Source organism: uncultured Veillonella sp., from assembly GCF_963524655.1.
Taxonomy (GTDB): Bacteria; Bacillota; Negativicutes; order Veillonellales; family Veillonellaceae; genus Veillonella.
The window spans coordinates 1-15034 of record NZ_CAURHA010000046.1 but is presented as its reverse complement, the minus strand read 5'-3'; the positions used below and the strand labels follow the sequence as shown (position 1 = coordinate 15034).

6 protein-coding genes are annotated in these 15034 nt (G+C 37.8%); 3 read left to right on the top strand and 3 right to left on the bottom strand.

What is annotated here, in order from left to right:
• Positions 1 to 4721: ESPR-type extended signal peptide-containing protein (locus tag RYM16_RS08230; RefSeq protein ID WP_314983294.1), on the bottom strand; the 4721-nt coding region annotated here is incomplete at its 3' end.
• A gap of 640 nt (positions 4722 to 5361) precedes the next feature.
• On the opposite strand from RYM16_RS08230, the gene RYM16_RS08225 reads away from it, so the two are divergent.
• Positions 5362 to 7026, top strand: a complete 1665-nt coding sequence (locus RYM16_RS08225) for a class I SAM-dependent methyltransferase (RefSeq protein WP_314983293.1) — start codon at positions 5362 to 5364, stop codon at positions 7024 to 7026.
• 328 nt (positions 7027 to 7354) lie between these two features.
• Here the strand turns inward: RYM16_RS08225 and RYM16_RS08220 are convergent, their stop codons facing one another.
• Complete coding sequence (locus tag RYM16_RS08220; protein WP_314983292.1) at positions 7355 to 9682, bottom strand: S-layer homology domain-containing protein; 2328 nt, start codon at positions 9680 to 9682, stop codon at positions 7355 to 7357.
• Between the two features lie 643 nt (positions 9683 to 10325).
• Positions 10326 to 11309, bottom strand: coding sequence for an inverse autotransporter beta domain-containing protein (locus RYM16_RS08215; protein ID WP_314983291.1), 984 nt, complete (start codon positions 11307 to 11309; stop codon positions 10326 to 10328).
• A 438-nt stretch (positions 11310 to 11747) separates the two neighbouring features.
• On the opposite strand from RYM16_RS08215, the gene RYM16_RS08210 reads away from it, so the two are divergent.
• Together RYM16_RS08210 and RYM16_RS08205 are read left to right on the top strand one after the other, a co-directional pair.
• On the top strand, positions 11748 to 13064 hold the full coding sequence (locus RYM16_RS08210) for a YadA-like family protein (RefSeq protein WP_314983290.1): 1317 nt from the start codon (positions 11748 to 11750) through the stop codon (positions 13062 to 13064).
• A gap of 291 nt (positions 13065 to 13355) precedes the next feature.
• Positions 13356 to 14978, top strand: coding sequence for a class I SAM-dependent methyltransferase (locus RYM16_RS08205; protein ID WP_314983289.1), 1623 nt, complete (start codon positions 13356 to 13358; stop codon positions 14976 to 14978).
• Positions 14979 to 15034 lie beyond the last annotated feature (56 nt).

Genomic DNA, 15034 nt, shown 5'->3' with positions numbered 1-15034 from the left:
GTGATTGTTACACCACCATTGTTAACTTTAGTACCACCAACCGTTAAGGAACCAGCATTAGTCAAGTCAACATCTTTAGCCAATTGAACTTTCAATTTGCCGCCATCATTATTAACACCGATGTTGTTATCAGTCAATGTACCGGTAGCACCACCAATGATATCTACTTGTTGGTTAAGTTGTTTAGCAATTACTTTATTAGCATTTGTTTGACCATCATCACCAGCAAATTTCAAGCCATCATCCATAGTAGCTACTTCACGTTTAATATCGTTGTTATCAGCATCTTTCAATGGGTTGCCATTAGCATCTTTTGGTACGTATACGATACGTTGAGATTGATCATTGTTGTTTGCTTCTGGTTTAACTAATGTTTTTGTACCATTTTCAGTAGAGATATCTACAGATTTGCCGTTTGTACCAGCAGGGCCTTGAGGACCTGTTAAGCCGATTGTACCAACGCCATCTTTACCAGCAATAGATACAGCATCTTTGCCATCTTTACCAGAGATACCAACTTTACCATCGATACCATTTGTACCAGGAATGCCAGTAGCACCAGTAGCACCTTGAGGACCAACGATAGTTACGCCATCTTTACCTGCTTGACCATCTTTACCATTTACAACAACTTTGTCTAAGTTAGTAAGATCTTTATCTAAGGAATATGCAACGGATGCATTACCAGCACCATCGTTAGTTTGCGTAACTGTCAAGTTTTTGCCAGCTTGCATTGTTACTGTTTTAGTGTCAGCAATATTTTGAGTAGTATCACCAGCGTGAGTACCTTCTGTAGCAGATACTACACCAGAGTTAAGATTCCAAGTGGATTTAGCTACTGTACCAGTTGTAGATACTTTCAAGTCATATGTTACTTGACCTGTTGTAGAATTTTCGTTAGATGTAACAGTTACAGATTTATCTGTGGATGTTACAACTGTACGCATACCTTTCAATTGATTTAAGTTAACTGCGTCAGTGCCATCTGTGCCAGGAGCCAAGTTCACAATCTTGTTGTTAGTTGTGCCATCGCCCATGGACAAGTTGCCACCAGAGATAGTTACAGCAGGAGTAGTTGCACCAGCTGGAACATCACTAATAGTGATAGAAGAACCGCCATTAGAGATAGAGTTAATATCTTTTAATGCTTTAGCTAAGCCAACATTGATTGTTGTGTTACCATCAGTTCCTTGTTCGATATTAGTTCTGATATTAGCTGTGTTGTATTCATCAGCATATGCTTTACCAGCAGTTAAAGCACCAGCACCTTGAACTGTTACTTTAGAGCCAAGTTTGTTTGTTTTTTCGCCACCTTCGTTAGCATCAAAACGTAAACCTTTGTCAATTAAAGCATCAGATGTATTTTTAAGGTCAGATACGTTTACTACTGCATTTTTAACATTAGAGTTATCATCAGCTGCTGCTTTCAATTTGTCTAGGTATGTTGCACCAGTTTGATTTTTAATAGCAGAACCAACATTGTTAACAATCATGCCGCCATCTTTTGTTGTTTGACCAGCTGCTGCTTTAGGGTTTTCGAAAGATGTGATGATATCGCCAGTATATTCAGCTGTTTCACCAACTTTATGGAATTTACCGTCTTTATCTTTCGTTAATTTTTCACCATCTGGAGTTGTGTAAACTGCTGGAGTTACAGCGTTTACAGTGTATACAGTGTGGTTATCTGTTGCATCTACATCTGTAGTCACAACTACATTATCACCAGCTTTTACTTCTGTACGGTTTTCTTTCAATTGTTTTACGTTAACTGCGTCAGTATTATTCGTACCTTCAGCAACATTAATAATTTTGTTACCGCCATTATCAAGGCCAGTATTTGTCAACTTAACATCTGTTGTTGTGCCACCTGCAGGAGCAGTGATTGTTACACCACCATTGTTAACTTTAGTACCACCAACCGTTAAGGAACCAGTATTAGACAAGTCAACGTTTTTGTTCAAATTGTACTTAACAACACCATCATTATCGATTTCTGCTGTAGTATTTGTACCATTTGTAAAGTCTAACCCTTTTTCTAATGTAACTGTTTTATCGCCTGTACCGTTAGCTTTATAAGTCAAAGGAATTACTTTAGCTGCTTTAGCGCCATCGAATTTCACTTCGTATGTAGTGTTATGGTTAGTATCATCTTTTACAGGGTTAACAGTAATAGGATTGTTTGTATCAGCTGTATAAGAACCATCAGCTTTTGTAGTACCACCATTATTTACTGTTACAGCTTCACGAGCTGCGTCTTTAACAGCATTTTTAGAAACGGATACTTCGTATTGAGCACCAGGATCTTTTACATTTTTATTGTCTGCAACAGAAACATCAGCAATGTTAGTATCACCAGTTGCAGCTGCTTTTTTAACTACGCTTTCAGTAGAAGCTGTACCACCTGTTGCAGTAGAGCTTACAGTGTAAACATCTTCACCATTAGCACCTTTAGTTTTGTTAACAGTTACATTTGTACCAGCTTCTACAACAGTTTTAGCGGATTTCAATTGTTTATAGTTAACTGCATCAGTATCATCAGTACCAGGAGCTACGTTAGTGATTTTATTACCATCTACGCTCAAGTTACCGCCGGAGATAGTTGTGCCACCACCATTGTTCAATGTGATTTTAGTAGTACCGTTTTGAATGCTTTCAATATCTTTAAGAGTAGAGCTCAAAGCATATGTATATTGTTGAGTATTAGTGCCTAATGTTTGCGCTACTGTGAGGTTTTTACCTGCACTGAAAGTTACTGTATCACCAGGAACTACTTTAGTTGCAGTAGCAGAACCAGTTAACGTACCACCATTAGCAGAAGCATTAGCTTTCCAACCAGAGTTGTTAATCGCTTGAGTTACATTGTCAGTTGTAGCAATGCCGTTTGTAGTAGGGGCTACAGCTTTACCATCTGTATTAGTAATGTTGCCGCCTACTTTTGCTGTTACTTTGATACCTGTGGCAGTTGCCTCAGTAGAGATTAGAGTACCATCACCATTGACATTAAAAGTGCCATCATTAAGTCGAACGTCAGTACTACCTGTTACTTGTGTAGAATCACCAGCATACTTCAAGTTAACTGCTTTCAATTGTGCTACGTTAACAGCATCAGTATCTTGAGTACCAGCTGCAAGTCCTGTTAATTGACGAGTAACACTAGCACTGTCATCACCAATAGAAACAGCAGCGCGTGTAGAAGTTAAAGCAGCCTTTGTATTATTCGTTAAATTTTTATAGTCATTAGTTCGGCCTGTTGCTGGATTATAACCAATTTCACCCGCATCTTTTGTTGTTTTAGATTCAGAACCAAGAGCTACACCGCCTTCAATATTTGCAGTAGCTTTATGACCTACAGCAACAGCATTTTTAGCAGTTGCAGTTGTTTTTTCACCTAAACCAGCAAATGTCGTATTAGTATTATCAAATGCAGCACCTTTACCATCACCACCGATAGCAATTGCATGATCACCAGTAGCCTCTGCATTGAAACCAACTGCTACAGAGCCATCTTTTGTAGCTTGAGCTGTACGACCAAGTGCTGTAGATCCACTACCAGTAGATTGTGCACCATTACCCATGGCAATAGAACCGTGAGAAGTTGCATTTGTTGCTTGACCAAGCGCAAATGCACCAGAACCACTAGCATTTGCAATCTTACCAAATGCAATTGCTTGATTACCTGTAGCCTTTGCTTGAATACCCATTGCAATTGTATTATTATTATTAGCTAATACATCTTGACCAATGGCAATCATGCCAGATGCTTTATTATCTTTACCATCTGCTTGAGCACCATTACCAATTGCAAGTGCAAAGATATTATTTACTTGGCCCGTAGCTGGGTTAATTGTATCATCACCTCGAGCAATAGTTTGCTTTTCAACACCACCACCTGGATTGTATACACTACCAATAGCAATTGTTTTACCAGTACCAGCAATTACTTTAGTACCAATACCAATAGTCTCTTCACCTGTAGTGGTATTTTCGTTACCAATAGCAACGTTGCGATCACCATCTGTAGTGTTTTTATAACCTGCAGCAATAGTGCCACCACGATTTACTGTATTTTCACGGCCGAATGCACTTGCTTGAGTAGCAGCTGCCGCAATAGTATTAGAAGAACCAACCGCTGAAGAATCATCAGCTTGAGCCTTGTTATTAACACCAAGTGCTGTTGCTGAAGTACCTGTAGCTTTGCTCACACGACCAATAGCAACAGCATTATTTTTAGTCGCTTCTGCACCGGAACCAATAGCAATAGAACGATCGCCAGATGCTGTATTGGCATTACCAAGTGCTACAGAGGCTTCACCAGATGCCGTATTGCCGACACCAATTGCACTTGTAGACTTATGGCTAGCAGTATTTTGATTACCAATAGCTAAAGAAGATTCACGGTTTGCTCTATTATTAGCACCGTAAATAATTTTTCCACTCTCATTGTTAGGGCCACCTGTGGAGTCATTTTGATAACCTACTACAACTGAATTTGTGGAAACACTATTACTTGGTTTTGCATTTGGAGAAATGTTTAATGCACTACCACCATCGTCATAGACAGCCATTGCAGGATTACCCAATGCCCCTGCACCCACCATAGCCAAACCAGCTAATACGCTAGCAAGAACTTTTTTCTTACCACCATTGTTTTTAGCAACTTCGGAAACTACTACGTAGCACTCTTTAGATTTGCTCCAAACAACTTTAAAGATTTTATTCATATTTCTATGAACCCCTTTCTTAAACTAGACACAATTACAATCCTTATAATTAATAATTAATAATTAATAACTAATTAAATACAAAAGACTAAAAGTCCAAACATCCCATATTTAATAGCTTTCTGAGTGTCTTTCATATTTTTTTCATTTTGTGTCACGAACAGAATATCATATATCGAAAATCTTGTAAATAGTTTGCTTCATCTTTTTATCATAATCATCAAAGTTTATTGTTAGAACCTTTATTTTGTTAAACAAAATTTAATATATGGTCGTTTTTTTACTCACTTTTTTGTTGATTTATACGTATTTTATAAAATCTAATCCATTTTATTCTATCCACTTCTATTATTTTCGATAATCGTATTACTCAATCTTATAAATAAAGGTTTAATCGATTTATAAAGATTGATTTTTCTCGATTTCAATTTCCATTTCTATATTATCTATAAATTTTGATCTCAGAAAAATCTATATATGAAATTCACTCAATCCTTTGATAATTATTTCATAAAGATTTCATGTAATTCTCCGTAAATGAAGAGGTTATGAATTTATCCTCCTATATATAATAGAAATTATGATATACTTAATCATAATGAGGTAAAATTTGACCATATAGTAACAACGAGGGTTTACCATGGACACACAACCAAAAGAAGCGCTTAAAGGTATATATAAAGAAAACACAGAAGACATACTAAAAGGCAATTGCAACGAAGGCCAATCCATTAGTCCCCCATCGTATCAAGCACCTACCGCTCAAGCTGACATTGAGGCATTAAAGGACTCTTATGATGATTTTCTTTATGTATCTAAAGCCTTTGCTAGTTGTTCTATTAATTCATTAATTGCAACGGCTCGCATCTACGGTCTTGATCCAGCTCCAATTAAGAGTGCTCGTGTGCTTGAGCTAGGCTCCTCTTGTGGTGGCAATATCATTCCACAAGCGCTGTACTATCCAGAGGCTACTTTCACAGGCATCGACCTGTCATCTGTACAAATCAAACACGGTAACGAATTAATCGAATCCATGGGGCTCACCAATGTAACCTTGTTAGAAAAAGATATCATGGACATTGATGATGACTTTGGCACCTTCGATTACATTCTTGTTCACGGCATCTGGTCTTGGGTACCTGATATCGTTAAGGATAAAATCCTCAGCATTTGTAATCGCAATCTATCTGACCGCGGCATGGCTTATGTGTCCTATAACACGTATCCTGGTTGGAAACGATTAGAGCAAATGCGCGATATTATGCTCTATTCGGAAAAGCAATTAAAATCTCAATCACTGCAAGAACGTACAGCATACACTAAAAATGTGTTAAAACTCATTGGCGAAACAATGAAGATGGACGAGCGTTCCCAAAAACAATCGGGTTACAAAATCGATAATATTAATCGCGTCTTAGAGTCCAATGATTATTATGTAGGCCATGAATATTTAGAAACCTTTAACGATCCTGTGTATGTGTCTGAGTTTATCGAACGTGCCGAGCAGCAAGGGTGCGTGTATATCGGTGATGAAAGCATCGAAAAATCCTTTATCACATGGCTCGATGATAAGATTGTGGATAATATCAAAACTCTTGCCAACGGCAACCATAAGGACAAAGAACAGTATTACGACTTTGTCTATGATACACAGTTCCGCATGGCACTATTAACGAAACCATGTAACAGAGATAAAATTGTGCGGGACGAAACGGTTCAAAAAGACATTCTAGACACGTTGTACTTTGCGGCGCCTTTTGAAGACCGCTTAGGCATGCCTCCGAATTGGACAGATGCGCTACGCATTACGCTCAAACAATTTATGCGCACGTTCCAACAATTTAATGTGCAAGATATTGTAGACTACATGGCTGAGCATCATCCAAATGAGGAATATAATAAAGATACATTGTACATACAGATATTCTTGTTAACTATTTTAGGCCATCTTCGCGCGTATGGTGAAAAATATGAAAAATTACCATTTGTAGAAAATGTGAGCTACATTCCAGAGCGATTCATTAGATATGTCTCCACACTTATTGAAGGCAACGGCAAGCAATATATGTCCTTAGGCAATATGTTTAACCAAGAGGATCCTACTGTAGATGAAGGTCTACTGTACGTGATGAAACAAATGGCACAGCCAACGACTCGTGGCGAACTAATTAAGATTTTAGATGAAACCCTCACCATCACTCGTACGAAAGCAGATGGTGAGACCTTCACTGTCCCAAGCGAACAATATCTCGATGAATCTATTAAACATTTAGTGGAGCTAGGCTATTTTAGACACCAAGCTTAAAACACCATTTTTTATTTTGATACGTCACTACTTAAGTTAATACATTACTTCTAATTAAGGTATGACATAGTTGCGACTTAATAAGAGAAAAAGTAAGCCTTAGTTTCACTTTCAAAATTTAATCACACAAAAATAAAAGCGTAACTGATATAGAGTGCAATTCAATCTATATCAGTTACGCTTATTTAATTTGGCTACTACATAATGTATCTAGAAGTGTTAATCTACGTAATAGCCAATTGTTATGTAAATAACGCTTTATATTGTTCTTTTCGGTAACAACTATGATGTTGTTAGAATAATATATTTCGTTATTTGATAACCTATTTTATTTTTTGTTTACACGAACGCGTTCGATTGTTGGTTCACCTTTAGCGTTTTTCGCTACTGTGTCCACGCGGAACAACGCCATTTCTGGGCTGAATTCAGTAACAAGGCGATCATCTACTGTTACTCCGTCTTGGATTGCACGGTATACGATTTGTGCAAATTCATAACGAGTTAACAAGCGGTCACCACCGAATGTGCCATCTGGATACCCTTCAACGAGACCACGGCGAGATAAATCTCTTACCGCTTCATATGCCCAGTGGTTTGCAGCCACGTCTGGGAATAATGTAGTGTGGTCAGCTTTCATATTAGTACCAGCTACGCCGTTCAATAATGCTGTTAATTTTTGAATTTGTGCATTTTGTTCAGCTACAGTTTTCTTAAGAGCTAATACTTCTTTACCAATCGCTACACGAGAGCGAGATACACCGCTATGAGCCCCTACTTTTACAGACAAGCCAGCATTGAATACTGTTTCATCGCTGCCTACTGTGGAACCGATGCTAAGTTGTACGTCTTCGTTAGGACGGTAGAAGGCACCGATAGCTGCCGCATCACCACTGCGGTAATGACCATAACCTGCAGCAAAGTCCCATTTAGCATCTGGATCGAAATCAAGTGGATGTAAAGCTGCCAACGCTGCAGCACCTGCTACAGATTTGTCGATGCGTTTATCCATCTTGGAGAGATCGCCTCTGAAGGAGTTCATATTGTTATTGATGTTTGTAATATTGTTTTGAATATCTGCTACATCGTTTTGAACATTTGTTACATTACCTTTAAGGTTTTTGATGTCATTAGTATTCTTAGCGATGTTTGTAGTATTGTTATTGATTTGGTTCGTAATATCTTCGGACAAAGATACTTTGTAATCACGGCTATTACCATTGATTATTGGTGTTACCGTAATGTGGTCACCTGCCGTTACTGTAGTAGTACCTGTAGCAGCTGTGATTTCGTCTTTCACCTTTTTAAGTTGGGAAACGTTAACCGCATCAGTATCTGCTACGCCGGATTTCACATTGTTGATGATTTGATTGCCTGCGCTAATACCGTTAGTAGTGTAGTAAACTGTTTTGTCCCCTTCACTTGCGTACATACCAGTTTTTGTGAAAGTAGCTTGTTCTAAGGTATCTGTGTTTTCGATTTGAATACCTTTAGGTGTAACACCGATGTTTTCGCTGCCGTTAAAGAAGCGAGCACTGTCTTTATCGATGCGAGCACGAACGTCGTCAGTTGCTTTACCGAAGTTAACAGAGTTCATCTCTACTAAGTCTTTATTTACAGCTACTTTGTATTCAGCACCGCCATTTGCATTTGTACCTTGTGTTACAGTCGTATTATCGCCTGCTACAACAGTTGTATGCTTTTTAGCCTCTGCTTCAACATTGTTGATTTTTTCTTCTGCTTTTTTAAGTTGTGCTACGTTTACTGCATCAGTATCAGCTTCACCGTTAGATACGCCATGAATTTGCTGACCTCCTACATCAACTTTACTAACAGAGAATGACATTTCTCTTAGTTCAGTAGTATCATCATTATTTTCGTGGCCCCATACATCAATACCACCAGCATACGCACTCATACCCTGATCATAATGCAATGTAGAAATACCGTCTACATCCACAGAAGTTTTATAGTCACCAGATCTATTAAAACTGATGTGCTTACCGTCAATAGCCGTCAATTGCTCATTTTCACCATTTACTGCTGTATTATGAAGCTCAATAACACTACCATCAATCTTAGTTTCACCACGTTTATCTAAGTGAGACATTGTAGGGATAGATGTTAAGTGATCAAATCCACTATAATTTTCAGAAATGTCTTCAGCTTTTATACCATCCATTCCAGGGGCAATTCTAATACTTTTACTATCCTGATACATACTAATTAAATCAGCTCTAAATGTGCTAGATGCTGATAGATTTGGCTGATTACGGTTATCTGTTCGAAAATATAAATCATGCGCATTGAGATAGGATGTACCAGAATTGCTATTATCAACATTTGATTTAGTATATACGAGAATATCAGAGTTGATATCTAGATTAGATTTTTCACCAAATGGACCAACATTCTCTTTAAATTTTGCAGATCTAATTTCTTTTAGATCTTCATTTAATGATACAATATATTCTAAATCAGTACCGCTTTTTACAAGTGCACCAGTCGACGTATCCCATCTATAGGCATCTCTATCACGGAATGCTGTAGCAATATTTTTACCATCCCCTGAAATAATATTTACAGCTCTAGATGCGAATGCTGAGGTAGCAATAGAAGTTAGCACCATAGTAGTTAATAAGATTTTAGTTATTTTCATAATTAGTTCCCGTCCTGTTAAAAACTATCTTAGATAATAGTCCATATTACACATTACATTTTTCACAAAACATTCATATTTTTATATGAGCATTGTAACACATATTTCAAAATTGTAAACAACTTTTATTATTTATTTAATTTTTTGCTAAATTAAAATCGACTGTTTTTAATATTATGTAACTATTTAATAGTATTTCTAAAAATAGAGGGACATAGTGATAAGAACACTATAAACGTGTACTAGCTTAGTAAGCACAAAAAGTGGATAGTTAATCAATAGAGATTAACTACCCACTTTTAATTTGGAGATAAGGTGGTTTCTGATACTTGCCGTATGATATAAGTGTTATTGAGAGAGAGATTTAAAGTTATACAATAGTTATTAACGTAACTGGAGAGTAACTAGTTATGAACAATACTCATACGACATAATGTAGGGGGACTACATATTAAGAGAATAGCTTTTAACAAAAGCTATTCTCTTCGAAGAACAGACAATACCAACACTCACCTTTCTCTACTTGAGTATATCATTTATATGACAATGATAATAGTTGATTTTTCATTAAATTTTCATTAAAAATCAATGAACCAAACGAATCACATAGCTATTCTAGTTGTGAATGATATTATCAAAATTATTACTCAACCCAGATTGTATTATGACGTCTTACAAGGCTTAGCATTTTTGAACGAACACTCATAGCACCCTCTACTCTGTGCTTACCACCATACCAAGCTACAGGAGATCCTGCCAAGCGGAATGTAATCTTGCCGTACGCTCCACCCGAGCTGTGTTCAGGCTTGTTATAGCCCATATCGACAGATACACGCGGTGTGAGCTGCAACTCGGAACCAACGCGCAAACCGTTCTTATCAGCCTGACGTTCTTGATTCCAATGGTATCCTTCTACATAAACTCTCGCCCAGCGAGCATTTTTGAAAGTCTTGCCGTATTCAAGGGTATAACCATTGGCTACGCGCTCCAAAGTATGAATGTTCGCATCTAGAACGCGCTCATCAGAAGCAGAACCGTACCAATTAAAACGGAATTCACTTTCGCCAGACATATATTCAAGACCTGCGCTGAGGCGGTCGTGATGACGCAAGAAGCGGTGGTCATAGAATAGATGAGCCCCATAAAGACGGCGATCATCCTTGGAAATACGGCGGTACCCAACACCTACGTTGAGGGTTGTTCCAATATCGGAGGCCCGAGAAATACGCTGCTGCGTAAACCACACATCACGAGACTTATCATCATAATGTCCTAGAGGCTGAACAGTCTCAACAGAGTACAATGGTTTCCACCCCTCTTGGAACTGGAAGCTCAACGTAGTGCGTCGCATCCATGGTTTACCTTTAGCGCCGTACATCGCGTTGGACACATTGGACATGGCCACCGCGTTAATAGCTCGGTTTACTGCATCTACGTTGCTATACTGCACCGTCTTGGTCTCCTGGCGATCCATTACGAGAGGGCCCCCTTCACCGATCACATGGTCTGGCGTGGCCGCAGGCGTAATGTGAAAATATTCGTTATTATGTAATTGTTGTCTTTCTGCCTCTGCAGAGCCCACACAACACAAAAGGGCGCTCAAGGCAACACATACAATACGTTTCATTACTCTCTACACACAATTCTCATGAACTAAAAATGAAATATGTATAAGTGTAACGAATTATGAGTACTACTGTCAAGAAAAAGAATAAACTAATATATAGAAGTCAAGTAGATTACATATAATGTATATATAATACTAATATCTTATATATTATAAAAATATATCCTACTACAATGTTAGCAAATATCTTTCCTCGTTAAATTGACAAATACTACTCCTGTTTTAATTACTATTCTCACTGTTTATAAATGTTCAACAGTCTCAATTAAATATTCCTACAATAGTACATAAAACTTTCTTTAAATATTCAATTATGGTGTATTTTCACCACATATTATGCAAAATATTCATTTACAACATGTATATTTCGTATTATTATGAAATCGTAAGTGATATGAAAGTTTTGTGAAGTCCTAATATGCAAAGGAGTGTATTGTGATGAGTAAGAAACATTTTGTATTAACAGGTATTGTGTTTTCTGCATTATCTATGGGGATTGTATCGGCGGCTCCTGTGAACATTATAGAAAACAACGGAAACGTTGGCGCTACAGGAACTACGTTCACTAATGATGGCAATGTTACGCTCGGTAGAGGTGCTGGTGCCACTACTAGTAACCATCAAACCGTAGCAAGTCCAAATGCAAACGGCAACAATGTGGCCATCGGGGCCTTCGCCGGTAACCAATCTAAAGGGGGCGGCAATATTACCTTAGGTGGTAAAAGCTTCCAAAAAGGCACAGGCGATCTTAATGTCATTGCAGGTGCATTAACAGCGAATAATGCAAAACAGTCTATGTCCGTTATCATGGGCACCCAATCAGGTGAGAACTCTGAAGGGTCAAAAAACGTATGGATTGGTCATTACCAAGGTGCTAATAGTAAAGCTACCAATTCCGTTCTTATCGGTTCTGGATCCTCCACAACTGGTAAATTCACCCTTGGTATTGGTCACTACACCAATATTAATGCCAATAAAGGCCTAGCCATTGGTTCCTACAATACCCTAACAGATAAGGCTACTGAATCCGGTGTGTTCGGTCAAGGCGAGTACGGCATGAATGCTATCGACGCGAGCGGCTCCTATAGCATTGGTAATTACAACCATATTTCTGGTAACAACACATTCGTTATGGGTAATAATGTCACAACGTCCTTAGAAAATGCAGTAATCCTAGGCAATGACTCTACAGATGGAGACGTTGTGGGCACATCTAGCTATACCTTTAACAATGGTAAGACTGTAAATTATGCAGGTATGACACCTATCTCTACTGTATCGGTAGGCGCCAAAGATAAAGAACGGACTATTACCAATGTAGCTGCTGGCCGTGTCAGTGCTACCTCTACAGATGCTATTAACGGTTCCCAACTATATGGGGCTCATCAAATGATTGATTATGTAGAAAATGAATCCAATAAGGGGGATGCTCGTGCCGCTGCTTTAGCTGCATTGCACCCTATCGCATATGATCCAGACAACCGTGTTCAATATATGGCAGGCTATGGCCACTACAAGAACGCCAATGCTCTCGCCCTCGGTGTTGGCTATTATCACCGAGATAATCTATTATTAACTACAGGTGTTACACTTAATAGCCATATCATGGCAAACGTAGGGGTTACCTATAAACCTGGCAAATCCCAAGTAAATATCCCTGGTCAAAATCTTGAAGCTCGTGTACAAGCTTTAGAAACACAAAACAAAGAACTTCAAGAAACTGTACATCAACTGATGGCAAAATTAAATAAATAATATACCCCAACCATGACATAGTATGTAACTCAAATTATGTAAATTATCTATATTATTTCAAACTACAGTCTTACAAAATAAGCTCTAATTACAACCTTAAAGTACAGTATAATTACAATTTTATGCTATAGTATAATTACAGTCTTAAACTTTAAAATAGTTACAATTCTAATTACATACACAATAAGAACTGCACCTTAAAATTCTATTTGATTCTAAGGTGCAGTTCTTATTTATATGTTATACTATGTTCAACATTATGTACTAAAGAAATCATCATAGGGGTAGTATATGAGCCAGAAAGACAGAGAACAAATAACAGATATAAAAGAAACTACAATCATAGCCAGTAACCCAAATATATCTGAGGAATTACAGGTTAATATAAATGAGGTAAAGGATTCATACGATTCCTTCCTCTATGTATCCAAACCATTTTCTAGTACGAATATTAACAATTTACAAGCTAAAGCTAAGCTATACGGTCTTAATCCTGCGCCCCTCAAGGGTGCCCGCATTCTTGAGTTAGGTGCATCCTGTGGGGGCAATCTCATCCCGCAAGCACTGTACTATCCAGAAGCAACTTTCACAGGCATCGACCTATCAAGTGTACAGGTACAACACGGCAATGAAATGATTAAATCCATTGGTCTCACCAATGTAACCTTATTAGAAAAAGATATTCTCGATATTGATGAAAGCTTTGGCACCTTTAATTATATTATCGTTCACGGCATTTGGTCCTGGGTACCCGATGTAGTTAAGGATAAAATACTAAGTATTTGTAATAAAAATTTATCTGATAATGGGATCGCCTATGTCTCCTATAACACTTACCCAGGATGGAAACGGTTAGAGCAATTGCGGGATATTATGTTATATTCTGAAAAACGGGCGAAGGATCAAAATCTATTAGAGCGTACATTATATACAAAAAATGTATTAAAAATGGTAGCAGATACCATGAACAGCGATGAACGGTCTCGTACGCAATCGAATTATAAAATCAGTAATATCCATCGTGTACTGAACTCTAGCGATTATTATGTGGCCCATGAATATTTGGAAACCTTTAATGATCCTGTATACGTTTCTGACTTCATAGAGCGCGCACAACAACAAGGATGTGCCTATGTTGGTGATGAAGTACCGCAACGGTCTTTTATCTCATGGCTTTCAGAGGATGTGGCAGATAATATTAGAGCCTTATCCAATGGCAACTATATCGATAAAGAGCAGTTCTATGACTATGTGTATGATACACAGTTCCGCATGAGTCTCTTAACAAAACAAGCCAATGAGTCTGTTATCAATCATGATGAAACGGTGACAATGGATATCTTAAATAGTCTATATTATGTGGCTAATTCGGCCAACGAAAAAGGTGTTCCTTCGGACTGGACCAATACCGTCTACATTGCCATCAAAGAGATAATGGATACGGCTAAACAATTCACAGTACAAGATATTGTAAATTATATCAACAGCTCCTATCCTGGTTATATCATCGATAATAACCAGCTCTATCAACGCCTGTTGTTCCTAATCATCTTAGGTAATCTTAATGTTTATGGTGAGTCCTATCCGCTCACTCCATTTGTTGAAAATGAAAGTTATATACCTGAACCTTTCATCAGCTATATGAAAACACTTATTGAAGCTGGTGGCAGCCAATATACAGCTCTTGGCAATATGTATAATCAAATCGATGAAAGTATCGATAATGGAGTACTATATATTGCTAAATTACTAGCTAAACCTATCTCACGAGAAAGCTTAATACAGACTATGAATGATGATAATCTAACTGTACAGCGTACTACTAAGGACGGCTACACCTATAAAGTTCCTACAGAACAATACCTAAACGAAGTTTTAGTGCGATTAGAATACCTTGGATACTTTAGAAAATAAAAGGGTTATAGGACAAAAAGTGTGTGTGACTAATCCCAATAAGTTGGAAAATCTGT

Excerpts from the sequence above, each read along its gene's own strand:
- RYM16_RS08225 (WP_314983293.1), top strand. The coding sequence starts at position 5,362 with ATGGACACACAACCAAAAGAAGCGCTTAAAGGTATATATAAAGAAAAC.
- RYM16_RS08220 (WP_314983292.1), bottom strand. The coding sequence starts at position 9,682 with ATGAAAATAACTAAAATCTTATTAACTACTATGGTGCTAACTTCTATT.
- RYM16_RS08215 (WP_314983291.1), bottom strand. The coding sequence starts at position 11,309 with ATGAAACGTATTGTATGTGTTGCCTTGAGCGCCCTTTTGTGTTGTGTG.
- RYM16_RS08210 (WP_314983290.1), top strand. The coding sequence starts at position 11,748 with ATGAGTAAGAAACATTTTGTATTAACAGGTATTGTGTTTTCTGCATTA.
- RYM16_RS08205 (WP_314983289.1), top strand. The coding sequence starts at position 13,356 with ATGAGCCAGAAAGACAGAGAACAAATAACAGATATAAAAGAAACTACA.